The following is a 19,944-nucleotide window of genomic DNA, read 5'->3' on the forward strand; positions in this document are numbered from 1 at the left end:
TAGTAAAACCTCAGCGACAGGGATACCGAGTGATGGATGACAACAGAAGGCCGATCAGCGCGCGCTCCACCGGTTGGGCCAAGCACATCACCAACGCGCTGGTGAAAAGAGACATCTCACCGAACCAGATCTCCGTCACCAGCATCGTCTTTGCACTCATCGGCGCCATTGCGCTGAACATCGATAACGGTGTAGCCGGATCAATCTGCTGCGCCATCGCCATTCAATTGCGCCTGCTGTGCAATCTGTTCGACGGGATGGTGGCCATCGAAGGCGGCAAGCAATCCCCGATTGGCAGCCTGTACAACGAGTTTCCCGACCGTATCGCCGACAGTCTGCTGATCGTCGGGCTGGGTTACGCAATCTGGCAGCCGGAACTCGGCTGGTTCGCCGCCCTCGCCGCCGCGTTGACGGCGTATGTCCGGGTATTCGGTGGTGCCATCGGCCTGCAGCAGAATTTCATGGGACCGCTGGCCAAGCAGCACCGAATGGCTGTGATGACGGTCGGCCTTGTGCTCAATGCTGTCGAATTCCACCTCTACGCCAGCCACTACGTGCTGCTGCTGACACTGATCATCATTGCCATCGGCTCCGCTGCCACCTGCATCACCCGCACCCTGGCAATCTCCAGACAACTGAAGGAGGCCGGCCATGTGGATCAGTAATGCCCTGATCGCGGTACTCAGACTGCTGATCGGCGTCACCGCCCGCTGGGAAGGCCCGCCGGACCTCACCCGCCAGCGCATCTACTTCGCCAACCACAGCAGCCACATGGACACCCTGGCAATCATGGCCGCCCTGCCCCCCGAAGCGCGGGTCAATGTGAAACCGGTCGCTGCGGCGGATTACTGGGGCAAAAACCGGTTTCTTTCCTACATCTCCCAACAAGGCTTGAATGCGGTCCTGATCGAGCGCAACCCTGCGCCCGGCACCAATGTGCTGGAGCCGATTTTCGATGTCGTACGGGCCGGTCACTCGATCATCATTTTTCCCGAAGGCACCCGCTCCAGCCAGGCCTTGCCGGGGCCATTCAAATCAGGAATCTACCGGCTCAGCGAAACCTTCCCCGATGTCGACCTGGTGCCCATTTACCTGGAAAACCTGCATCGCTCCATGCCCAAGGGCAAGCATGTGCCCCTGCCGATCATCTGCACCATCCGTATCGGCAATCCGCTTCCAAGGATTGCTGGCGAAGACAAACAGCTGTTTCTGGAGCGGGCGCGTGACGCCATCGTGAGGCTGTCGAAATGAGTCTTGAGCAAAAATTCCTGTGGTTCTTTTTCGCGATCGCCTGCTTGTTGGCGCTCGCTTCGGTGATCGGTCGAGTGCTGGCCAGGCGTGCCACGAGCGAAGGCGCAATCTCCACCATCGAAAACCTCAACCAGCGCGTGAACGCCTGGTGGGGGATGGTGATCATCTTCTTCGTTTCCTGGTTATTGGGGCCGAATGCGACGGTGGTGCTGTTCGGCTTCATTTCCCTATTCGCCCTCAGGGAGTTCATCACCCTGACCCCGACGACACTGGGCGACCACAACGCGCTGTTCTCGGCGTTTTTTATCTTGATACCCCTGCAATACCTGCTGATCGGCAGCCACTGGTACTCGATGTTCACGCTGTTGATTCCGGTGTATGCCTTTCTGTTGTTGCCGGCGATCGCGGTGTTGAGCCAGGACACCGAGGCGTTTCTGGAAAGAACAGCCAAGATCCAGTGGGGCGTGATGATCTGCGTTTACTGCATCAGCCACGCGCCGGCCCTTTTGTTGCTGGACCTGCAAGGGTTCACCGGCCAGAACGCGCTGCTGTTGTTCTATCTGGTGTTCGTCGTGCAGTTGAGTGATGTGCTGCAGTACGTCTTCGGCAAGCTGTTGGGCAAGCACAAAGTCGCGCCGTTGGTCAGCCCTTCGAAAACCGTGGAAGGGCTGGTAGGTGGCGGGCTGTCCGCCACGCTGATCGGCGGCTGCATGTTCTGGATGACGCCGTTCAACTTCTGGCAGTCGCTGTTGATGTCGCTGGTGATCGTGGTCATGGGTTTTCTCGGCGGCCTGGTCATGTCAGCGATCAAACGCAGCCTCAGCGCCAAGGACTGGGGCACCATGATCAAGGGGCACGGCGGCATGCTCGATCGCATGGACTCGATCTGCTTCGCCGCGCCGATCTTCTTTCACCTGACCCGGTACTTCTTTTCCGTGCTGTAAACCGATGACAACCACGGCTTGTCGGTCAGATGACAAACCGCGCCACCAGCGCATTCAGATCCACCGCCAATCGCGACAGCTCATGGGTCGCGGTGCTGGTCTGGTTGGCACCGGCGGCGGACTGCGAAGCCAGATCGCGAATGTTCACCAGGTTGCGATCGACTTCGCGGGACACCTGCGCCTGCTCCTCCGAGGCACTGGCGATGACCAGATTGCGCTCATTGATCAGGTGGATCGACTGGGTGATCTGCTCCAGCGCCACACCGGCGGCGCGAGCCAATTCCAGAGTGCTTTGGGTGCGATGATTGCTTTGCTGCATCGATGCCACGGCTTCGCCGGTGCCGTTCTGGATGCCGGCGACCATCTTCTCGATCTCCTGGGTCGATTGCGCCGTGCGATGGGCCAGCGCCCGAACTTCGTCCGCCACGACAGCAAACCCCCGCCCTGCTTCGCCGGCACGGGCCGCTTCGATGGCCGCGTTGAGCGCCAACAGATTGGTTTGCTCGGCGATGGCACGGATCACATCCAGCACCTTGCCGATATCACGCCCCTGGGCCGCCAGACCTTCAATCATCAGCGAGGTGTTGTGCACGTCGTGGGTCATGGTCTGGATGGCATCGACGGTTTCCACCACACGGTCACGGCCTTCACGGGCGGCCTGGGTCGATTGATTCGATGCTTCGGAGGTCGACACCGCGTTACGCGCCACTTCTTCCACGGCGGCGGTCATTTCGTTGACGGCGGTGGCGGCCTGTTCGATTTCATTGTTCTGTTGTTGCAAACCACGGGATGCGTCTTGAGTCACCGCGCTGAGTTCTTCGGCGGCCGTGCCCAGTTGTGTGGCGGAACCGGCAATCTGTTCGATGGTTTTGCGCAGGCTGGCCTGCATCGTGGCCAGGGCGCCGAGCAACCGCGCCGGTTCGTCCTTGCCATCGACCTCGATGGTCTTCGTCAGGTTACCTTCGGCAATGGTCTGTGCGGCCAGTACGGCGCGGTTCAACGGCGTGACGATGCTGCGGGTCAACAGCCAGGCCAACAGCACGGTCAGTAACGACGCGATTACCGCTACTGCGACGATGCCGGTAATGGCACTGTCGTAATTGTCCCCGGCAACGGTCGACGCCTGCTTGGCATCGGCGTTATTGAGCGCCACCAATTTGTTCAACTGCTCGCCCATCTGATCGGTACCGTCCTTGATCCGCGTATTGATCAGCGCGCGCATTTCATCGAGTTTGTTCTGCCGCGACAGCTCCATCATCTGGTTCTGGGCTTGCATGTAGTTGTTAAGCGTGGCCTCGAACGTCTTGTACAGCTGCGCTTCTTCGGCACCGGCCGGCAGCGCGGCGTAACTGGCTTGCGCACTGCGCAACTTGTCGATCAGCACGTTGATGCGCGTCTGGGCTTCCTGCAACGCCGCTGGATCGCGGTTGACCAAAATCCGGAACGACAGAATGCGCATGCGCAGGACGTTTTCGGTCATGTTGCCGAGAAAACCGACGCTGGGCAGTTGCGTCGCCTCCATGTCGACGGAGGCCTGGCGGATAACCGTCATGCGGTTCACCGCGAACACACCGAGCACGATGACCAGCAAGGCAATGAAGGCAAAACCCAGGAAAGCGCGAGGCGCGATATTCAGCTGACGCAAGGACATAGGACGACTCTCGGGAAAGTGTGGCGGCGAGCATCCTTGCGTGATCACTGAAATGGCGGGCATGGGCGCACGCTTCTTCAGACAGGCGCCATTGTTGTAATGAATTCATGTACGCCTGTTGGTTGTATCGGCCAGGCTTGAGGATTATTGCGGGGGGTTCAGCAAATAAATTTCAAGAGTCAGTACTGTTTCAGCGGTGAGACACCTGGCACGAAAGTACCCATTTTCACGCAGCACCACCCCCCCTGCAAGAGCGAGCCTGCTCGCGATAGCGGTGAGTCAGTCACATCATTTCTGATTGAAAGACCGCCATCGCGAGCAGGCTCGCTCCTACAGGGGATGTGTGGTGGTTTGGAGATTGCCGCCGGTCAGAGGTTCACACCCACCACAGATTGTTCATGCAACTGCTGCAACAACGCCAAGCCGTTATCAAAGAACTCTGATGAGCCGGTCATTCCCGCCTCGTCCGCCAATGCCAGCAACTGCGCCCGTCCGGTCAGCCCGGGAAATTCCTCGATGCGCTGCAACAGTCGAAACGCCAACGGGCTCAACCCGGAGAATTTCACGCTGAAATCCGGGTCTCGACGAACCAACAGCAACGTCGGCTGATCCGGCGCCACATCGGGCTGGAAATCCGGTCCCACCCTCTGCACCGGCCAGGCATACGCCAGTGGCCACGCCAAGGGTGAAACCTGCAACGGACGATCCAGCAACGACTCGCTATCGCCGGATGACAGTGGCTCAGCCTCTGACTGCTGCAGCGCCATCTCAACCCACTCGTAGTGCGCAAGTTCCACCATGAACGGCGGCCACGCCCCACTGGCCAATGCCTCAGGCTCTGACGCGAGAAACTCGACGAACTCTTGCGCGATCTCACCGAATTTCGGCGTGTGGGCACGGTAGTCGCGCAGGAAGATTCGCACCAGCGCCCGCCACTGGTCACCGAGGATCTTCACCAGCACCGGGAAAGTACCGCTGATCAGCGACGACAGGTTGGCGAACACCAGATCGCGATAAACCTGCGCCCGTGCCGGGTCCATCTCGGGGGGGGGCGCGCAGTGGTCGGGGTCGCGCAGGTACAGGCCCATGCTGTTTTGCTGTTGGTGCAGCGAACGCTTAGCCACGGTTCACCTCCTCGGCCTGTAAACGGCGGATGGTGTCCAGTTCGGCAACCAGTTCGGAAAACGCCGGGAAGTTGAAGTCCCGTTCCAGCAGCGTCGGTTGCGCACCGAAACGTGCATAGGCCTCGGCCAGCAGCGACCAGACCGCAGGTTTGACCGAGGCGCCATGGGTGTCGATTTTCAAGGTGTCGGACTCATCGAAGTGCCCGGCGATGTGCATGGCCACCACGCGATTGGCATCGATGCCGGCCAGGAAGGTACGCGGATCGAAGCCGTGGTTGATCGAATTGACGTAGACGTTGTTGACGTCCAGCAACAGGTCGCAATCGGCTTCGCGCAGCACGGCGTTGGTGAACGTGACTTCATCCATGTCCTGCTGCGGCGCGGCGTAGTACGAGACGTTTTCCACAGCCAGGCGTCGACCGAGAATGTCCTGGGCCTGGCGGATACGCGCAGCGACGTGATGCACCGCCTCTTCGGTAAACGGCAGCGGCAACAGGTCATAAAGATGACCGTCATCGCTGCAGTAACTCAGGTGCTCGCTGTACAGCGGCACGTTGTAGTGATCGAGAAAAACCCGCACCTCTTGCAGAAACCCGACATCCAGCGGCGACGGCCCACCCAGCGACAGCGACAAGCCGTGACAGGACAACGGATAACGCTCGGCCAGGCCTCGCAACGCCGCGCCATGGGCGCCGCCGATACCGATCCAGTTTTCCGGAGCGACTTCAAGAAAGTCGAAATGACCGGCTGGGGCAGCCTGAAGGTCTTTCATTAAACCGCGACGCAAGCCGAGCCCGGCGCTGGCCTTGGCGGAAGTGAGGGGGGTCTGCATGGTGTCGATCTCAAGATTGTCAGAACGTAAGCACAGTTAATCGAAGCGGTGTATCGGAACTGTGTTGCGTGCCGACGGAAAACGGCAGGACTTGTATCGTCAGCAGGCCTGTACACACTGTGGTACAGGCCCGCCGCCCGGCATTACGCCAGGTCGTACTTCTCGCGCACCAGATGACCGATGCCGATGCGATCCAGCACGTCCATCGGGCACAGGAACGTCACGCGCACGGTGCCCGGCAAGCGACTGATATCGATGGAACCGGTAATGGTGGCGCGGTTGAGCACTTCGTCATAAGGCAGGCCGGTGACGGAAGCGGCGCGCTGCAAACCGTTCTCCACCGCAAGGTTGAGGTTTTCGCCGCTACCGATGAAGGTGATCGGACCGCTCTGCTCGATCTCCTGCTGGCCCCAACGTTCACCTAACGCCCGGACTTTTGCCTGCTGTTCGGCGTTCATCGGGCGCGCCATCGGCGGCAGGTCATCGAGGTTTTGCAGAAGGATCGGCCCATCCAGGGTCAGGTTCTTCACCACCTGCACCACCACTTCGGTTTCCCCGGAGCAATCGGTGGCATGCCCGGCGATCTCGCCATTGCCCTGCTGAGCGTGCATGTCCCCCATGTACACCCCGGCACCCGGCACTTTCACCGGGCAGATCAACACGCAGCCTTCGCGGATCGAATTGGTGTCCATGTGGCCGTCGGTCTTGGCCGCGTGCAGTTCTTCGCGGGTCATGCCGAAACGGTGCGGTGCATTGATCAGGTATTGGCCGAAATCCGCGCAGTTGTGCGAATCGGGAATGTCACGGGACGGCATCGTGCCGATGTTGCCGAGGAACGGCCGCATGTGCGCCGCGACGCCCGGAATATTGGCACGGGCCAGGGACAGGATCGAGTGCTGCGCAGCGAACTCCGGCAGTGCCGACATTTCGCTGGCGTTGCCGGCCAGTTGATTGGCGATGTCCTGATTGACCGTGAGGCTGACCTGGTTCTGCGCATCGAACACGATCACATAGCCGTGGCTGAAGCGAAACGCGCTGACTTCAGCGCCGCAGTTGTTGCAACGAATCGCGTCTTCGCCAATGCCATCGACATGGCTGGCCGGATGTTCGGTGCCGCATTTGGAGCAGAATTTGGCGACGAACGGATCGCCGTTGTAGCGCCCCTCAACGAACTTCATCACGCCGGAGGATGTAGCCAGCGACGTCACGCGCATGCTTTTGATCTTGATCGCCACGGCATCGCCGATCTGTGCACCGACGATGGCGACCGGTTGTGTCACTTCATGGCCACCCTCGAAGGCCGGCGTGATCATCGGTCCCCAACAGCCCGGCGGCGTGCCGGTGATCAGGGTGCCACCGTCAGCCAGCGGCCCGAGCATCGGCTGGCTCGGGCCGATGATGCCGTTGGTGTAGTGATCGACCCGCAGGCGATCGACCGGTGTGGCGTTGAGATTGGATTCAGGCACACGTGTTGTCATTGTGGTCCCCTTGACCGCATCAGGCGCGGAACAGAGTCAGGAGCGAACGGCCGCCGGTGAATGCGGCCAGGGAAGTGGCTCAACAGTTCAGCGCAGGTTTGTATCTGGTCTGTGTTCGGTGGGGGTCTGCAATTGCGCGGGACTGTATCGAGAGGCCGTTTGGATACAGTGGGATACATGAGATCGCCGCAAAACCCTGTGGGAGCGGGCTTGCCCGCGATGAGGCCGGCACCTATTGCATTTTCGGCGGCTGACACACCGCAATCGCGGGCAAGCCCGCTCCCACAGGGCTCAGTGCAAAGCCATAGAGCACTTTCGTCGCTCCAACCCGCGGTATACGGCCTGCGAACTAAACTTAATGCACCACAGGACCTGCTTGATGTCCTGTTCATTCCCACGACCACCGCCCGGACCAACAACGCTTCCGGACTGTGATCCTGTCAAAGGAGCACACGTGATGGACGAGGCCAGACTCAACGATTTCATGGGCAAACTGGTGAATGACATGGGTGGCGCGGCGATGCTCGCCAACGTCATTCTCGGCGAAGAGCTGGGCCTGTACCGGGCCATGGCCGACAGCCAGCCGATCAGCCCCGAAACCCTCGCCGACAAGACCGGCTGCAACCCCCGCCTGGTGCGCGAATGGCTCAGCGCCCATGCCGCCTCCGGCTATATGGAACACAGCGACGGCCAATTCCGCCTGCCTGAGGAACAGGCTTTGGCCCTGGCCATTGAAGACTCGCCGGTGTACATCGCTGGCGGCATCGGCGTGGTCGCGTCGTTTTTTCATGACAAGGACAAATTGATCAAAGCGATGCGCGGTGACGGCGCCCTGCCCTGGGGCGATCACCATCCGTGCATGTTCAGCGGCACCGAACGGTTCTTCCGTCCCGGCTATAAAGCTCACCTGATCGCCGAATGGCTGCCGGCCCTTGAAGGCGTTGTGGCCAAACTGGAGCAAGGCGCCAAAGTCGCGGACGTCGGTTGCGGCCATGGCGCGTCGACGGTGATCATGGCTCAGGCGTTTCCGAATTCGCGATTCGTCGGCTTCGACTACCACGCGCCCTCCGTGACCGTGGCCACCCAGCGCGCCGAAGAAGGCGGCGTGTCCGGCCGCACGCGGTTCTTCCAGGGCACGGCGAAAAGCTACCCCGGCGACGACTACGACCTGATCTGCTACTTCGACTGCCTGCATGACATGGGTGACCCCGTAGGCGCGGCGAAGCACGCCTATCAGTCATTGAAACCGGACGGCACGGTGCTGCTGGTAGAGCCGTTCGCCAATGACGCGCTCGATGACAACATCAACCCGGTCGGCCGGTTGTTCTATGCAGCCTCGACCTTTATCTGCACTCCCAACTCATTGTCCCAGGAGGTCGGGCTCGGGCTCGGTGCGCAAGCGGGTGAAGCACGGTTGCGCAAGGTCTTCACCGAGGCCGGGTTCTCGAGTTTCCGTCGGGCTACGCAAACGCCGTTCAACCTGATTCTGGAGGCCCGCAAGTAATCTTTGCAGGAGTGAGCTTGCTCATGAGAGTGCGTCAGGTACATTGATCTCAGCTGACACACCTTCGCGAGCATGCTCGCTCCTACAGGTTCTCCCGACATGCTCGACAGCCTGACCCGCGAACAACTTGACCGACTCCAGCAACTGATGGCCGATCAGCCGTTCGCCGTCCTGACGGGTGCCGGCATCAGCACCCCCTCAGGCATTCCGGACTATCGCGACAACCAGGGTGTGCGGCGTGGCCGCCAGCCGATGATGTATCAGGAGTTTCTCTCCGCCCCCGAGTCCCGTCGGCGCTATTGGGCACGGGCGATGCTCGGCTGGCCGCGGGTGCGTCAGGCGCAGCCGAATGTGGCCCACGAGACACTCGCCCGCTTGCAGAGCACACAGCGGATCAGCGGCTTGATCACGCAGAATGTCGATACCTTGCACGATCAGGCCGGCAGCCACGACGTCATCGAACTGCATGGCAGCCTGCACCGGGTGTTGTGCCTGGACTGTGGAATGCGCAGCGAACGGGATTCGATCCAGAATCTGATGGAAACGCAGAACCCCTACCTGGCGGGCGTGGACGCGGTGCAGGCGCCGGACGGCGATACCCTGCTGGACGCCGCCTTCGAAGCACGCTTTCAGGTGCCGCGTTGCCCCTTTTGCGCAGGCGAACGGATGAAACCCGACGTGGTGTTTTTCGGTGAGAATGTCGCCCAGGCCACGGCAGCCAAGGCCATGGCCGCGGTGGAAAAGGCAGCGGGATTGCTGGTGATCGGCTCGTCGTTGATGGCGTACTCGGCGTTTCGCTTGTGCCGGGCGGTGGCGGATCAAGGCAAACCGCTGATTGCGATCAACCTGGGCAAGACTCGGGCGGATGACATCCTCGACTTGAAAATAGAAGCTTCATGCGAACAGCTTCTACCCCTTCTGGCCCAACGTCTGTCCCCGAAACACCCCGCCCCTCTGTAGGAGCAAAGCTTGCTCGCGATAGCGCCTGCACATGCGCCTTCGATATCGACCGGGACGACGCTATCGCGAGCAAGCTTTGCTCCTACACATAATCCTGTGCCTTGAGCACATCAAACAACGCCTGCGCCGCCGCCGACAACTCGCCGCCGGGCAACGTCAGCACGCCAAGCGCCCGTTCCACCACCGGATCACGCAAGGTGATGCAACGCGCACCCAGCTCGCGCATCTGCCCTGCACACAACGCCGGCACCGCGCTGACGCCCAAGCCGCTGGCAACCATCCGCCCGACCGTTGCCAGTTGATGGCTCTCAAATTCCACCGGCAACTTCATGCCCCGCGCCTGCAAGTGTTCTTCAAGCATCACCCGCACAGTCGATGGTCGTTGCAAGGTGATGAACGGTTCCTTGAGCAACGTTTGCCAATCGATTTCGTCCAACTCGACCAACGGTGAATCACGGGGTACCACCGCGACAAAGCGGTCGATGTATAACGGGGTGAATTGCAGCGACGAATTCTGCGGCGGCTCGAATGCGACCCCCAGTTCCACCTGGCGGTCGCGGACCATTTCCAGCACTTGCTCGTTGATCACGTCGTTGACCGTGACGTTGACTTTCGGATAACGGGCGCGGAATGTCTTGAGGATCGGTGGCAACAGATTGCCGGCAAACGACGGCATGGCTGCCAGGGTCACGCGACCGCGCTGAAGGGTGAATCGCTGGCGCAATTCATCTTCGGCATTGTCCCAATCGGCAATCAGGCGGCGTGCCAGCGGCACCAGCGATTCGCCCTCGGCAGTCAGCGCGACATTACGCGTGTTGCGCGTAAACAGGCGGCCACCCAGGCCTTCCTCCAAGGCCTTGATGGTGAGGCTCAGTGCAGACTGCGACAGGTGCAGGCGTTCACAGGCCACGGCGAAACTGAGGCTCTGGGCTACCGCCAGGAAAGCGCGGATCTGCTTGACTGTCATAGGCTGAGTGCTCCAGTGATGAGCGCAAGTGCTTTCTGTAGGCGCTTGGCTTGCGCGCGATGGCCTCCTGGAGTTCGCCATCACCGGCAAGCCCTGCGCCTACAGGATTGATTGGTGAGTTTTATCTATCAATCAACCGCAAAAATCAACTTAACAAATGAATACTTCAGCGAGACACTCTTCCCATTCGGCTAGCCAGCCGCCCACAAAGAATAAAAGAGGTGCATATGGCAGGTTTCGACAAGCGTGTGAGTTCCTACGAGGAAGCGTTGGCAGGTCTTGAAGACGGCATGACCGTGATCGCCGGCGGCTTTGGCCTGTGCGGGATCCCTGAAAACCTGATCGCCGAGATCAAGCGCAAGGGCACACGCAACCTCACCGTGGTGTCCAACAATTGCGGCGTCGATGGTTTCGGTCTTGGCGTGCTGTTGACCGACCGCCAGATCAGCAAGGTGGTGGCGTCCTACGTCGGCGAAAACAAGCTGTTCGAAGAACAACTGCTCAAAGGCGAAATCGAAGTCATCCTGACTCCGCAAGGCACCCTCGCCGAGAAAATGCGTGCAGGCGGCGCTGGCATCCCGGCATTCTTCACCGCCACCGGCGTCGGCACCCCGGTCGCCGAAGGCAAGGAAGTGCGCGAATTCCATGGCCGCAAGTACCTGATGGAAGAGTCCATCACCGGTGACTTCGCCATCGTCAAAGGCTGGAAAGCCGACCATTTCGGTAACGTGATCTATCGTCACACCGCCCAGAACTTCAACCCGCTGGCCGCTACCGCCGGCAAGATCACCGTGGTCGAAGTCGAAGAAATCGTCGAACCCGGCGAGCTGGACCCGGCACAGATCCACACCCCTGGCATCTACGTCGACCGGATCATCTGCGGCACGTTCGAGAAGCGCATCGAACAGCGCACCGTGCGTAAGTGATCCCCAGCCCCCGGACCGAATGAAGGAATAACGACAATGGCACTTTCCCGCGAACAAATGGCTCAACGCGTCGCCCGCGAAATGCAGGACGGCTTCTATGTGAACCTGGGCATCGGCATTCCGACCCTGGTCGCCAACTACATTCCCGAAGGCATGGAAGTCATGCTGCAGTCGGAAAACGGGCTGCTGGGCATGGGGCCTTTCCCCACTGAAGAAACCATCGATGCCGACATGATCAATGCCGGCAAGCAAACCGTGACCGCGCGTATCGGCGCTTCGATCTTTTCCTCGGCCGAATCGTTCGCGATGATCCGCGGTGGTCATGTCGACCTGACCGTACTCGGCGCCTTCGAAGTAGACGTCGAAGGCAACATTGCCTCGTGGATGATCCCGGGCAAACTGGTCAAGGGCATGGGCGGCGCCATGGACCTGGTGGCTGGCGCAGACAACATCATCGTCATCATGACCCATGCGTCCAAGGACGGTGAGTCCAAGCTGTTGTCCAAATGCAGCCTGCCGCTGACCGGTGCCGGTTGCATCAAGCGCGTGTTGACCGACCTCGCCTATCTGGAAATCGAAAATGGCGCATTTGTCCTCAAGGAACGCGCACCTGGCGTCAGCGTCGAGGAAATCGTCGCCAAAACCGCTGGTAAACTGATCGTCCCGGATCACGTACCGGAAATGCAGTTCGCTGCCCAGTGAGGAATCATTCCATGCAAGAAGTCGTCATTGTTGCCGCCACGCGTACCGCGATCGGCAGTTTCCAGGGTTCGCTGGCCAATGTGTCCGCGGTCGACCTGGGCGCTGCGGTGATCCGTCAGTTGCTGGCACAAACCGGCCTGGACCCTGCGCAAGTCGATGAAGTGATCATGGGCCAGGTATTGACCGCCGGCGCCGGCCAGAACCCTGCGCGCCAGGCCTCGATCAAGGCCGGCCTGCCCTTCGCCGTACCCGCCATGACCCTGAACAAGGTCTGCGGCTCGGGCCTTAAAGCCCTGCACCTGGGCGCCCAGGCGATTCGCTGCGGCGACGCCGAGGTGATCATCGCCGGCGGCCAGGAAAACATGAGCCTGGCCAACTACGTGATGCCCGGTGCGCGCACCGGCCTGCGCATGGGTCACGCACAAATCGTCGACACCATGATCAGCGACGGCCTGTGGGATGCGTTCAACGATTACCACATGGGCATCACTGCCGAGAACCTGGCCGAGAAGTACAGCCTGAGCCGTGAGCAGCAGGACGCGTTCGCCGCCGCCTCGCAACAGAAAGCCGTGGCCGCCATCGAAGCCGGGCGCTTCGTCGATGAAATCACGCCGATCCTGATTCCGCAGCGCAAGGGTGATCCACTGTCCTTCGCCACCGACGAGCAGCCACGGGCCGGCACCACCGCCGAATCCCTGGGCAAACTCAAGGCGGCCTTCAAGAAGGACGGTTCGGTGACCGCCGGTAATGCTTCGTCGTTGAACGATGGCGCTGCGGCCGTGATCCTGATGAGCGCGGCCAAAGCCAAGGCATTGGGCCTGCCGGTACTGGCGAAAATCGCTGCTTACGCCAACGCAGGTGTCGACCCGGCGATCATGGGCATCGGCCCGGTGTCGGCCACTCGCCGTTGCCTGGACAAGGCCGGATGGTCCATCGAGCAACTGGACCTGATCGAAGCCAACGAAGCCTTCGCCGCGCAATCGCTGGCCGTGGCCAAGGACCTGGAATGGGACTTGAACAAGGTCAACGTCAACGGCGGCGCCATTGCCCTCGGCCACCCTATCGGTGCCTCGGGTTGCCGGGTGTTGGTGACCCTGTTGCACGAAATGCTCAAGCGTGACGCCAAGAAAGGCCTCGCCACCCTGTGCATCGGTGGTGGTCAGGGCGTGGCCTTGGCGCTCGAGCGAGCTTAAAGCGTTCATCAGACTGCACGGGGACCCACGAAGATCCGTCGCAGCCTGGCAACACACCCGGTGCGATTCACGTCGCACCGGGTTTTTTTATCCCGTTTTTTTGCCGATAACCCGTGGACATGTAGACAAAACGCTCTGGCTGGCCTGTGCTTTGTATACAAAAACCAAACATCTATAGAGCAATCCGCCCAGTGCGATGTTACCGTTGCTGTCTCACACAGGTCGGAGATGTGCGCGTGTTGATGCTCAAACTGCTGGTGATCCCTGGTTTCCTGCTGCTGATATCCCTGGCCGGTAAACGCTGGGGGCCAAGCGTGGCGGGTTGGTTGTCCGGGTTGCCGGTGGTGGTTGGGCCGATCCTGTTTTTCCTCGCCCTTGAACAAGGCGAAGCGTTTGCCGCTCAGTCGGCCATGGCAGCCTTGTCGGCCATGTTCGCCATGATCGCCTTTTGCGTGACCTATGCGCAGGTCTGTCAACGGACGGGGTGGCCGCTGGCATTGACGGTTTCATTGATGGTGTGGGCGGTGATCGCCGTGGTGCTTTCGCTGATTCCGCCGTCGCTGTTGTTATCGGTGCTCGCCGCCGCGACCGCTCTTTTGGTTGCGCCTTACCTGTTTCCATCGGTGCAGCCGATCCTGACGGGCCCGGCACCGAAGTCCGACAAACTGCTGTTGCGCATGGTTGCCGGTGCCTTGCTCACCTTGGCCGTTACGTGGCTGGCCAGTACGGTCGGTGATCGCTGGAGCGGACTGCTCGCCGTGTTCCCCGTACTCGGCAGTGTCATGGCGGTGTTCTCCCAACAAACCCGCGGCCCGGCATTTACTGCGGTGTTGCTGCAGGCGACGGCCACCGGTATGTATTCGTTTTCGGCGTTTTGCCTGGTCGTGACGCTGACCTTGCCCACCATGGGCCTGATGGGCTTCGTCGTCGGTGTTGCCGTATCGGTGGCCATGCTCGGCGTCACCAGACGCCTGCTGGGCAAAACGCCGCCCAGTGCGACACCGTCAACCCTTTCGAACGAGTAGAAGTTCCAGGTACCTGGCCTGCGACCGTCTGTTACCCCGCACTGGAATACCTGGCAACCTCCATGGGATGATCGCCCCCCACCGCGCGACCATCCCTGGAGATTTGCGAATGTCACTGTTGAGTAAAAAAGCCGTTGTCCTGTTGCTGGCAGCAGCTGCCAGCCTGGGGGCTTTGAGTGCACAGGCTGCCAAGGCACCTGCCAAGGAAGCGGCACAGGTGCAAAAGGTCTCGATGCTCGGCGGCAAGTTCACGTTCACCTTGCCCAAGGGTTTCGTCGCCAATCCGCTACCGGCCAGCCCTACCGGTGCGAGCGGCACCATGTACGCCAACGAAGCCACCAAGACGGTAGTGATCGCCGCAGAAAACAACCTGCCGGAAGGCGTCAAGGTCAAGGACAACGACGGCGAATTTCTGGATGGCACGGCCGCCGATTTCGACTCGGCACAGCGCAAGGCGTTGCCGGATTACAACAAGCTCAGTGAGAAAAGCCTGACCCTTAAGAGTACCGGCCTGGGCCTTCGTCAGGTCGACAGCACCGCCACCCAGGGCGGCGGCCAAACCCTCAACACCACACTGATGGCTGCATCCGGCGGGCGCATGACCGTAGTTCAGGTCATTTCCCGCCCTGGCGACATGGCCGCCCACGAGACGCTGATCAAGCAAATCGTCAGCGGCAAATAAACCTCAGGGGTTGAGGCGCTGCAACCAGGCGCTCAAATCCGCGATCTCTTCGGCGCTGATGGTGTGACCAACCCCTTGGTAGGCGTGAAACTCCGGTTCGAGTGAAATGCTCTGCAACAAGCTGTTGGCTTCGGTGCCGTCGCTGTAGGGCAGACGCTTGTCGGCCGTGCCATGACCGATGAAAATCGCCAGCGACTGGCGTTTTTCATCCGGTATCAATTCCGACCGCAACACCGGCAGAATTCGCCCACTCAACGCGGCAATCCCACCCACCGCGTCGGGATGGCGCAGGGCAACCTCATAGGACATGATCGCGCCCTGGCTGAATCCCAACAGGAACACCTTGTCCGGATCTGTTTGATATTTCTTCGTCGCCTGTGCGACGAAATCCAGCAGCAACTGGCCGCTGGACTTCAGATCATCGGTCTCGCCGTTGTAGGCACCTTCGCCTTTCTTGCGAAACCACTGGTAACTGCCTTCCTGCATCACCATCGGCGCCCGCACCGACAGGTAGGTGTATTGCGTGGGCAATTGATCCTTGATGTCGAACAGATCGTGCTCGTTACTGCCGTAACCGTGGAGAAAAATCACCAGCGGTTGATCGCGGGAATCGACGGTGGACTGTTCCAGGTATTTGAGCGGCAGATCGGTTTGCAACGGGGTTTGAGCGTGGACAGTGGCGGACGCCAGCAGCGTGAGCAGAGCGAGAATCTTCAACATAAGCCTTCCTTCACAGTGCGCAGGATTCGGGGAAGAGCCTAACACTGTGAAGCAGACCGAGGCATCCCGGGTGTGGCTGGCGATGACATTCGCTTTAATCGTTGATCAACTTGCCCGCCCGAATGGCCTCTCGCCCCGCCACCTTCGCCTGCCACGTGCCCGGCTGCGTATAACGTCCACGATCGATCGCAAACAACACGCCGCTGGTACCGGCGCACACCGTTGTGAGTTTGTCGCTCAACGGGTCGACCACTTCAAAAAGCGCATCGCCCTTCTCGACCCACTCCCCGGCTTCGCGCAGGAAACTCACCACGCCGTGGTGCGGTGCGAACAGGTACTGTGTGCCCTCGAACGGCATGCCCTCGCAGCATTCGCTCGGCGCTTGCGGCCATTGTCCCTTGATAAAACCCTGTTCGGCGAGAAAGCCCAGAATCGCTTCACAATTGGCTTGTGCCTGCTCAACCCGGGTGTCGCCCATGCTGCCCAGCTCCAGGGTGGTCGCCAGATTGGCCGGTGGAATCGCCGCCTCGGGGAATGCCCGGGCCAGGCGTAACCACGGCGAAGAACAGGACTCGTCGAACGAACTGCCGCCGGAGTCTTCGCACAGCAACGCCACGCCCGCCTTCAAACGCGCGGCCAGGGATCGCCATTGCGGCCAGTGTTGCGGCAGCGCATACAGATGAATCGCCGCCTCGAAATCGCAGTGCAGATCGAGGGTGATGTCCGCGTCGCAGGCATGGCGCAGCAACAAACGATGCATGGCTTGCAGCTGTGACGCCGGCGCCGGCAAGCCATCGATTACCTGACCCATGGTCTGGCGGATCAGCGTGATGTTCGCTTGGGCATCACTGCCCAGACGGTCGCCGATCAACTGCGCCACGGGGGCACTGAGTTCGACGAAGGAACGGTTGAAATTCTTGCCGCTGCCCAGTTCGAAGCGGCCCATGTGACTGCCTTGCAGGTGCTGGTCGAGACCGATGGGGTTGGCCACCGGCACCAGTTCGATCACGCCTTGCAGTTGCCCCTGGCTTTCAAGATCGGCCAGGCGCTTTTTCAGCTCCCAGGCCGTGCGCATGCCCGGCAATTCGTCTGCGTGCAGGCTGGCCTGGATGTAGACCTTGCGCGTACCCGTGCCATAACGAAACACACTGAGGGTGCGCTCGGTACCGAGATGGCTCCAGGGCAGTGGGTGGTCGATGCGTTGCATGGGAGAACTCCGCTGTCAGAAACAACCAGATCACTGTGGGAGCAAGCCCGCCCCCACAGGTTTCTCGTTTCGATGGAAAGAAAGCATAAAAAAAGTGGCCCGCGCGACAACGAGGCCACTTTTTTCTACAGCGTATCAATGGCCATAAACGTCAAAATCGAAGTACTTGTCCTGCACTTGCTTGTACTTGCCATTGGCGCGAATTTCAGCGATGGCGGTGTTGAATTTGTCGGCCAGTTCCTTATCACCCTTGCGCACAGCGATACCGGCGCCGCCGCCGAAGTACTTGGCGTCTTCATAGGTCGGGCCTACGAAAGCAAAACCTTTACCGGCGTCGGTCTTCAGGAAACCGTCGTCCAGGTTGACCGAGTCGGCCAGCAGCGCATCAACGCGACCGGAAACCATGTCCAGGTTGGCTTCCTGCTGGGAGCCGTAACGCACCAGTTCAATGCCGGCCGGCACCAGCACTTCGGTGGCGAAGCGGTCGTGGGTACTGGCGCGCAGTACACCAACTTTCTTGCCTTTGAGTTCGGTCAGCGGGTCCTTGATGTCGGTGCCTGCCTTCATCACGAAGCGCGCCGGGGTGTGGTAGTACTTGATGGTGAAATCGACGTTCTTCTTGCGATCGTCAGTGATGGTCATGGACGACAGGATTGCGTCGATTTTCTTGACCTTCAGCGCCGGGATCAGGCCGTCGAACTCTTGCTCGACCCAGGTGCACTTCACTTTCATCTGCTCGCACAGCGCGTCGCCGATGTCCACGTCAAAGCCAGTGAGCTTGCCGTCAGGGGTTTTCATCGAGAATGGCGGGTAACCGGCTTCGATACCGATGCGGATCGGCTTGGCATCTGCAGCCACGGCGGTCAGGGACAACATCGACAGTGCCAGGGCACCGAACATCACTAGCTTCTTCATTTATAACTCCTGTGTGCGGAGGCTTTTATTGGCAGCGTTCGGTCGCAGTTTGTAACTGACAAATACCGAAGTGGCCGGCAGTCTATGGCGGCTTCCGCCACTTCAGTTATTTTGAAGCGACAAATAAATATAGAAAAAGACCGCGCCAGCTTTGCGTTGCAAGCGCTGGCGCGGTTTGCGATCTCCTGGACTGGATCAACACTCGCAACCGAGCACATGGTTCACTGGTTGCGACGTCGCAACACTCAACGCAAACCCTTCATCCAGCCATCCGGTCACGCCGCCAATCATCTCCTTGACCGGATAGCCCAGCGCCGCCAGCTTCACTGCTGCCTTGTTCGCGCCGTTGCAGTGCGGGCCTGCGCAATAGACCACGAACAGGCTGGTTTTCGGATAGGCCGCAAGGTGCTCGGCGTTGAGGAGTCGCCCCGGAATATTGATCGCCCCAGGCAAGTGGCCCCGTTCGAACGCCAGCGGCCCCCTCACGTCGACCAACACAAAATCCACCTCGCCAGCCGCTTGGCTGCCGTGAACGTCAGAGCAATCGGTTTCAAAGGTCAGGCGGTTACTGAAATGCATGAAGGCAATGGCCGAAGGGGCGGCGGGTATTGCGCGGACCAGGCTGGTCATGGGTTTGCTCCTGAGTGTCGTGGGTGTGAGCAGACTTTATCTGCCGGCCACTTGCGGCTAAAGTGGCGCACAAGACACTCACCGGGAACTTTCCGCCAAATGCAGCCCACCCCTGGATTGGTCGCGATCCTGGCCTACGATGGCCTCTGCACATTCGAGTTTGGTATCGCCGTGGAGATATTCGGCCTCGCGCGCCCGGAATTCGATTTTCCTTGGTACAGCCACCAGATCGCCGCCGTCGATCAAGGCCCCATGCGCGCCATGGGGGGCATACAAGTACTGGCCGATGGCGGCCTGGAACTGCTGGAGCAGGCACGGACCATCATCATTCCGGGCTGGCGTGACCGCAACGCAACCGTGCCCGATGCACTGCTCACCGCCCTGCGCCAGGCCCACGCCCGGGGCGCTCGCTTGCTGTCGATCTGTTCAGGCGTATTCGTACTGGCGGCCACCGGCCTGCTCGACGGCCGAAGCGCCACCACGCACTGGCGTTACACCCGCGAACTGGCGGAACGTTTTCCAAATATCCTGGTGGACCCGGACGTGTTGTACGTCGACTCGGGCCAGTTGATCACCTCTGCCGGCAGCGCGGCCGGCATCGATGCTTGCCTGCATCTGGTGGCGCGGGATTTCGGTACGCAGGTGGCCAACGCGGTGGCCCGACGCTTGGTGATGTCTCCGCAACGCACCGGTGGCCAGGCGCAGTTCATTCCGACACCGGTCAGCCCCACCCCGCGCAGCGATCTTTCCCGCGTCATGCAGTGGGCACGCGAGCGTTTGCATGAACCGCTGGAGGTCCGCGACCTGGCCAGCGAAGCAGCCATGAGTGAACGCACATTCCTGCGGCGCTTCACCGAGGCCAGCGGTCAGTCACCGAAAACCTGGCTGCAACATGAACGTCTGGGCCGTGCGCGGGAGTTGCTGGAGAGTACCGACCACAACACCGAGCAGATTGCACTGCGCTGTGGTTATCGTTCGGTGGAAAGCTTTCGGGTGGCGTTTCGCAGCGTGGTCGGGGTGCCACCGTCGGTGTATCGGGAGCGGTTTGGCCGGGAGATCAAAGCCATTTTGTGAGGTGGCCTGTCATTTAGGGGATCTCCAGAGAACAGTTTTTTGTACACCCGAATGGTTCCCGTTGGTTGACAGGCCGCCATCGCTGGCAAGCCAGCTCCCACAGTGGATCCCGGTGTGATCGGGATTTTCGACCAATGAAGATCCTCTGTAGGAGCAAAG

Annotated in this window: 20 protein-coding genes; 11 read left to right on the plus strand and 9 right to left on the minus strand. The window is 60.4% G+C overall.

The window, feature by feature from the left end:
* The first annotated feature begins 32 nt into the window (after positions 1 to 32).
* From D8U73_RS16310 to D8U73_RS16320, 3 genes are read left to right on the plus strand one after another with little or no spacing between them, the layout of a single operon-like run.
* The gene (locus D8U73_RS16310; RefSeq protein ID WP_130905114.1) at positions 33 to 665 is read left to right on the plus strand and encodes a CDP-alcohol phosphatidyltransferase family protein; all 633 of its coding nucleotides are present in this window, start codon (positions 33 to 35) and stop codon (positions 663 to 665) included.
* A complete protein-coding gene (locus D8U73_RS16315; protein WP_056856879.1) occupies positions 652 to 1,251 on the plus strand; it encodes a lysophospholipid acyltransferase family protein in 600 nt (199 codons plus the stop codon). The genes D8U73_RS16310 and D8U73_RS16315 overlap by 14 nt, the downstream gene beginning before the upstream one ends.
* Complete coding sequence (locus D8U73_RS16320; RefSeq protein WP_056856880.1) at positions 1,248 to 2,195, plus strand: phosphatidate cytidylyltransferase; 948 nt, start codon at positions 1,248 to 1,250, stop codon at positions 2,193 to 2,195. The genes D8U73_RS16315 and D8U73_RS16320 overlap by 4 nt, the downstream gene beginning before the upstream one ends.
* Positions 2,196 to 2,220: 25 nt before the next feature.
* Here D8U73_RS16320 and D8U73_RS16325 read toward each other — a convergent pair whose 3' ends face one another.
* The 4 genes from D8U73_RS16325 to D8U73_RS16340 all read right to left on the minus strand — a co-directional run bounded on the left by D8U73_RS16325 (position 2,221) and on the right by D8U73_RS16340 (position 7,280).
* On the minus strand, positions 2,221 to 3,846 hold the full coding sequence (locus tag D8U73_RS16325) for a methyl-accepting chemotaxis protein (protein ID WP_056856881.1): 1,626 nt from the start codon (positions 3,844 to 3,846) through the stop codon (positions 2,221 to 2,223).
* A gap of 368 nt (positions 3,847 to 4,214) precedes the next feature.
* Positions 4,215 to 4,970, minus strand: a complete 756-nt coding sequence (locus tag D8U73_RS16330) for a putative DNA-binding domain-containing protein (RefSeq protein WP_130905115.1) — start codon at positions 4,968 to 4,970, stop codon at positions 4,215 to 4,217.
* Entirely contained in the window at positions 4,963 to 5,802 is an 840-nt protein-coding gene (locus D8U73_RS16335) for a DUF692 domain-containing protein (protein WP_130905116.1), read from the minus strand. The genes D8U73_RS16330 and D8U73_RS16335 overlap by 8 nt, the downstream gene beginning before the upstream one ends.
* Before the next feature lie 143 nt (positions 5,803 to 5,945).
* Positions 5,946 to 7,280 carry an acetamidase/formamidase family protein gene (locus D8U73_RS16340; RefSeq protein ID WP_130905117.1) on the minus strand — a complete coding sequence of 445 codons (1,335 nt, stop codon included), beginning with the start codon at positions 7,278 to 7,280 and terminating at the stop codon, positions 5,946 to 5,948.
* A 457-nt stretch (positions 7,281 to 7,737) separates the two neighbouring features.
* Here D8U73_RS16340 and D8U73_RS16345 point away from each other — a divergent pair, with 457 nt between their 5' ends.
* Both D8U73_RS16345 and D8U73_RS16350 read left to right on the plus strand, forming a co-directional pair.
* The gene (locus D8U73_RS16345; RefSeq protein WP_130905118.1) at positions 7,738 to 8,784 is read left to right on the plus strand and encodes a class I SAM-dependent methyltransferase; all 1,047 of its coding nucleotides are present in this window, start codon (positions 7,738 to 7,740) and stop codon (positions 8,782 to 8,784) included.
* 99 nt (positions 8,785 to 8,883) lie between these two features.
* Positions 8,884 to 9,744 (plus strand): NAD-dependent protein deacetylase, encoded by an 861-nt coding sequence (locus D8U73_RS16350; protein WP_130905119.1) that lies wholly within the window; start codon positions 8,884 to 8,886, stop codon positions 9,742 to 9,744.
* Between the two features lie 82 nt (positions 9,745 to 9,826).
* Here the strand turns inward: D8U73_RS16350 and D8U73_RS16355 are convergent, their stop codons facing one another.
* Complete coding sequence (locus D8U73_RS16355) at positions 9,827 to 10,711, minus strand: LysR family transcriptional regulator (protein WP_130905120.1); 885 nt, start codon at positions 10,709 to 10,711, stop codon at positions 9,827 to 9,829.
* Positions 10,712 to 10,938: 227 nt separating this feature from the next.
* On the opposite strand from D8U73_RS16355, the gene D8U73_RS16360 reads away from it, so the two are divergent.
* The 5 genes from D8U73_RS16360 to D8U73_RS16380 all read left to right on the plus strand — a co-directional run bounded on the left by D8U73_RS16360 (position 10,939) and on the right by D8U73_RS16380 (position 15,239).
* The gene (locus tag D8U73_RS16360) at positions 10,939 to 11,637 is read left to right on the plus strand and encodes a CoA transferase subunit A (protein WP_056854522.1); all 699 of its coding nucleotides are present in this window, start codon (positions 10,939 to 10,941) and stop codon (positions 11,635 to 11,637) included.
* Positions 11,638 to 11,673: 36 nt separating this feature from the next.
* Positions 11,674 to 12,339, plus strand: coding sequence for a CoA transferase subunit B (locus D8U73_RS16365; protein WP_008153883.1), 666 nt, complete (start codon positions 11,674 to 11,676; stop codon positions 12,337 to 12,339).
* 11 nt (positions 12,340 to 12,350) lie between these two features.
* A complete protein-coding gene (locus D8U73_RS16370) occupies positions 12,351 to 13,532 on the plus strand; it encodes an acetyl-CoA C-acetyltransferase (protein ID WP_130905121.1) in 1,182 nt (393 codons plus the stop codon).
* 236 nt (positions 13,533 to 13,768) lie between these two features.
* Positions 13,769 to 14,557 (plus strand): hypothetical protein, encoded by a 789-nt coding sequence (locus D8U73_RS16375; RefSeq protein ID WP_130905122.1) that lies wholly within the window; start codon positions 13,769 to 13,771, stop codon positions 14,555 to 14,557.
* A gap of 109 nt (positions 14,558 to 14,666) precedes the next feature.
* Positions 14,667 to 15,239 (plus strand): hypothetical protein, encoded by a 573-nt coding sequence (locus D8U73_RS16380; RefSeq protein WP_056854525.1) that lies wholly within the window; start codon positions 14,667 to 14,669, stop codon positions 15,237 to 15,239.
* 3 nt (positions 15,240 to 15,242) lie between these two features.
* Here the strand turns inward: D8U73_RS16380 and D8U73_RS16385 are convergent, their stop codons facing one another.
* The 4 genes from D8U73_RS16385 to D8U73_RS16400 all read right to left on the minus strand — a co-directional run bounded on the left by D8U73_RS16385 (position 15,243) and on the right by D8U73_RS16400 (position 18,711).
* Positions 15,243 to 15,959: a dienelactone hydrolase family protein gene (locus D8U73_RS16385; RefSeq protein WP_130905123.1), complete on the minus strand. Its 717-nt coding sequence runs from the start codon at positions 15,957 to 15,959 to the stop codon at positions 15,243 to 15,245.
* Positions 15,960 to 16,053: 94 nt separating this feature from the next.
* The gene (locus D8U73_RS16390) at positions 16,054 to 17,166 is read right to left on the minus strand and encodes a succinylglutamate desuccinylase/aspartoacylase family protein (protein ID WP_130905124.1); all 1,113 of its coding nucleotides are present in this window, start codon (positions 17,164 to 17,166) and stop codon (positions 16,054 to 16,056) included.
* A 135-nt stretch (positions 17,167 to 17,301) separates the two neighbouring features.
* The gene (locus D8U73_RS16395; protein ID WP_056854528.1) at positions 17,302 to 18,081 is read right to left on the minus strand and encodes an ABC transporter substrate-binding protein; all 780 of its coding nucleotides are present in this window, start codon (positions 18,079 to 18,081) and stop codon (positions 17,302 to 17,304) included.
* 195 nt (positions 18,082 to 18,276) lie between these two features.
* Positions 18,277 to 18,711: a rhodanese-like domain-containing protein gene (locus tag D8U73_RS16400; RefSeq protein ID WP_056854529.1), complete on the minus strand. Its 435-nt coding sequence runs from the start codon at positions 18,709 to 18,711 to the stop codon at positions 18,277 to 18,279.
* A gap of 99 nt (positions 18,712 to 18,810) precedes the next feature.
* Here D8U73_RS16400 and ftrA point away from each other — a divergent pair, with 99 nt between their 5' ends.
* On the plus strand, positions 18,811 to 19,785 hold the full coding sequence (gene ftrA, locus D8U73_RS16405; protein ID WP_056854530.1) for a transcriptional regulator FtrA: 975 nt from the start codon (positions 18,811 to 18,813) through the stop codon (positions 19,783 to 19,785).
* Positions 19,786 to 19,944: the final 159 nt, after the last annotated feature.

It is taken from the genome of Pseudomonas sp. Sample_22, from assembly GCF_004307635.1.
Lineage (GTDB): Bacteria > Pseudomonadota > Gammaproteobacteria > Pseudomonadales > Pseudomonadaceae > Aquipseudomonas.

What these genes read in the sequence shown, in the direction of transcription:
- D8U73_RS16310 (WP_130905114.1), top strand. Translation starts at nt 33, where the DNA reads ATGGATGACAACAGAAGGCCGATCAGCGCGCGCTCCACCGGTTGGGCC.
- D8U73_RS16315 (WP_056856879.1), top strand. Translation starts at nt 652, where the DNA reads ATGTGGATCAGTAATGCCCTGATCGCGGTACTCAGACTGCTGATCGGC.
- D8U73_RS16320 (WP_056856880.1), top strand. Translation starts at nt 1,248, where the DNA reads ATGAGTCTTGAGCAAAAATTCCTGTGGTTCTTTTTCGCGATCGCCTGC.
- D8U73_RS16325 (WP_056856881.1), bottom strand. Translation starts at nt 3,846, where the DNA reads ATGTCCTTGCGTCAGCTGAATATCGCGCCTCGCGCTTTCCTGGGTTTT.
- D8U73_RS16335 (WP_130905116.1), bottom strand. Translation starts at nt 5,802, where the DNA reads ATGCAGACCCCCCTCACTTCCGCCAAGGCCAGCGCCGGGCTCGGCTTG.
- D8U73_RS16340 (WP_130905117.1), bottom strand. Translation starts at nt 7,280, where the DNA reads ATGACAACACGTGTGCCTGAATCCAATCTCAACGCCACACCGGTCGAT.
- D8U73_RS16345 (WP_130905118.1), top strand. Translation starts at nt 7,738, where the DNA reads ATGGACGAGGCCAGACTCAACGATTTCATGGGCAAACTGGTGAATGAC.
- D8U73_RS16350 (WP_130905119.1), top strand. Translation starts at nt 8,884, where the DNA reads ATGCTCGACAGCCTGACCCGCGAACAACTTGACCGACTCCAGCAACTG.
- D8U73_RS16355 (WP_130905120.1), bottom strand. Translation starts at nt 10,711, where the DNA reads ATGACAGTCAAGCAGATCCGCGCTTTCCTGGCGGTAGCCCAGAGCCTC.
- D8U73_RS16360 (WP_056854522.1), top strand. Translation starts at nt 10,939, where the DNA reads ATGGCAGGTTTCGACAAGCGTGTGAGTTCCTACGAGGAAGCGTTGGCA.
- D8U73_RS16365 (WP_008153883.1), top strand. Translation starts at nt 11,674, where the DNA reads ATGGCACTTTCCCGCGAACAAATGGCTCAACGCGTCGCCCGCGAAATG.
- D8U73_RS16370 (WP_130905121.1), top strand. Translation starts at nt 12,351, where the DNA reads ATGCAAGAAGTCGTCATTGTTGCCGCCACGCGTACCGCGATCGGCAGT.
- D8U73_RS16380 (WP_056854525.1), top strand. Translation starts at nt 14,667, where the DNA reads ATGTCACTGTTGAGTAAAAAAGCCGTTGTCCTGTTGCTGGCAGCAGCT.
- D8U73_RS16385 (WP_130905123.1), bottom strand. Translation starts at nt 15,959, where the DNA reads ATGTTGAAGATTCTCGCTCTGCTCACGCTGCTGGCGTCCGCCACTGTC.
- D8U73_RS16390 (WP_130905124.1), bottom strand. Translation starts at nt 17,166, where the DNA reads ATGCAACGCATCGACCACCCACTGCCCTGGAGCCATCTCGGTACCGAG.
- D8U73_RS16395 (WP_056854528.1), bottom strand. Translation starts at nt 18,081, where the DNA reads ATGAAGAAGCTAGTGATGTTCGGTGCCCTGGCACTGTCGATGTTGTCC.
- D8U73_RS16400 (WP_056854529.1), bottom strand. Translation starts at nt 18,711, where the DNA reads ATGACCAGCCTGGTCCGCGCAATACCCGCCGCCCCTTCGGCCATTGCC.
- ftrA (WP_056854530.1), top strand. Translation starts at nt 18,811, where the DNA reads ATGCAGCCCACCCCTGGATTGGTCGCGATCCTGGCCTACGATGGCCTC.